Source organism: Streptomyces sp. UNOB3_S3 (genome assembly GCF_020740895.1).
Classification (GTDB): Bacteria; Actinomycetota; Actinomycetes; order Streptomycetales; family Streptomycetaceae; genus Streptomyces.
Genome location: NZ_JAILXP010000702.1, coordinates 1 through 1,239, shown reverse-complemented (window position 1 = coordinate 1,239; position 1,239 = coordinate 1). Strand labels below are relative to the sequence as shown.

The following is a 1,239-nucleotide window of genomic DNA, read 5'->3' as shown; positions in this document are numbered from 1 at the left end:
GGGTAGAACCGCGCCGAAGGCGCGGAAAACCCCCACGGCGGGCAGCCGGAAGTCAACGGAACCCCGCGCGGGAGGCGCCCGTCAGCCGATCGCCGCGAGCGCAGCGAAAAGCAGCAGCCCCACCACCGAAGGCGCAATCAACTCGTACGCCCACCGCACAGAGGGCGAACCCTGCGCCCCCGCGCGGGAGGCGCCCCGCTCAGCCAGCTCCCGCAGATCCTCGATCGCCTGGTCGGACGGGGCCCGCAGCGGCTCGGAGGGGCGGGCGGCGGTCACGGAGACGCGCCCCGTCACGTCCTGCGCCGCATCCCGCGCCTGCCGCCGCGCCGCCCGCTTGCGCTGCTTCAGCGACACGGGGATCGCCCAGAGCTGGTACTTCTTCCCGTCGGCGAAGACCTCGCTGGAGTAGCCCGCCCGGACGCCCTCGACCGAGGCCCACGGCAGGGTGATCGTGCGGAAGGGGTTCCGCACCAGCAGCCGGTCCTCTCCCGCCCACACCGCGGGCCGCAGTGTGAAAGCGACGATCAGCGGCACCGCGAAGAGCAGCCCCGCCAGCGCGAGCCATGGCGCGTTGCCCGTGCCGCGCAGCATCGCGTCGCCGCCCAGCCACGCGACCAGGGCGAGCAGTAGTACGCCGCCGCCGATGCCGGCGGAGGAGCGGAAGCACCGCTCGGCGTATTCCTGGCCGGGGGCGTCAGGGGATCTCGTCATGGCGCCGATTCTGCACGACCGCGCGCGACTACGGATGACCGGTGGCGGTGGCAGTGGCGGTGGCGGGCGTGCGCGACGGCGTGCGCGACGTGAGGTCGGCGTAGACGACGATGTTGTCGGGCCGGTGGCCGTCGCGGAGGTCGCCGCCGCAGGTGATGAGGCGGAGTTCCGGGCGGTCGGTGTTGCCGTAGACCCGCTGGGTGGGGAAGTTCTTCTTGTCGACCTGTTGCAGTTCGCGAACGGTGAAGGTCGCGGTGGAATCGTCGGCGCGGGTGACGGTGACGCGGTCGCCGACGCGGACCTTGGCGATGTCCTTGAGGACGGCGGGGCCCTCGGCGGTGTCGTAGTGGCCGATGAGGACGGCGGGGCCGGTCTCGCCGGGGGTGACGCCCTTGTCGTACCAGCCGATGCGGTCGGCCTGCCCGACGGAGGGGACCTCGACGGTGCCGTCGTCGGCGAGCCCGAGTTCGAGGAGGGGGCCGGTGTCGACGGAGGCGGCGGGGATGCTGACGCGAACGGGCTTGGCGG

2 protein-coding genes are annotated in these 1,239 nt (G+C 73.1%); both read right to left on the bottom strand.

Translation table 11 applies throughout. The annotated features are described in order from the left end of the window. Nucleotides 1-81: 81 nt before the first annotated feature. Nucleotides 82-711 (bottom strand): PH domain-containing protein, encoded by a 630-nt coding sequence (locus tag K6I33_RS35140; protein WP_229358847.1) that lies wholly within the window; start codon nucleotides 709-711, stop codon nucleotides 82-84. Nucleotides 712-739: 28 nt separating this feature from the next. Further along, the coding region (locus K6I33_RS35135; protein ID WP_229358846.1) for a class F sortase at nucleotides 740-1,239 on the bottom strand (500 nt) is incomplete at its 5' end.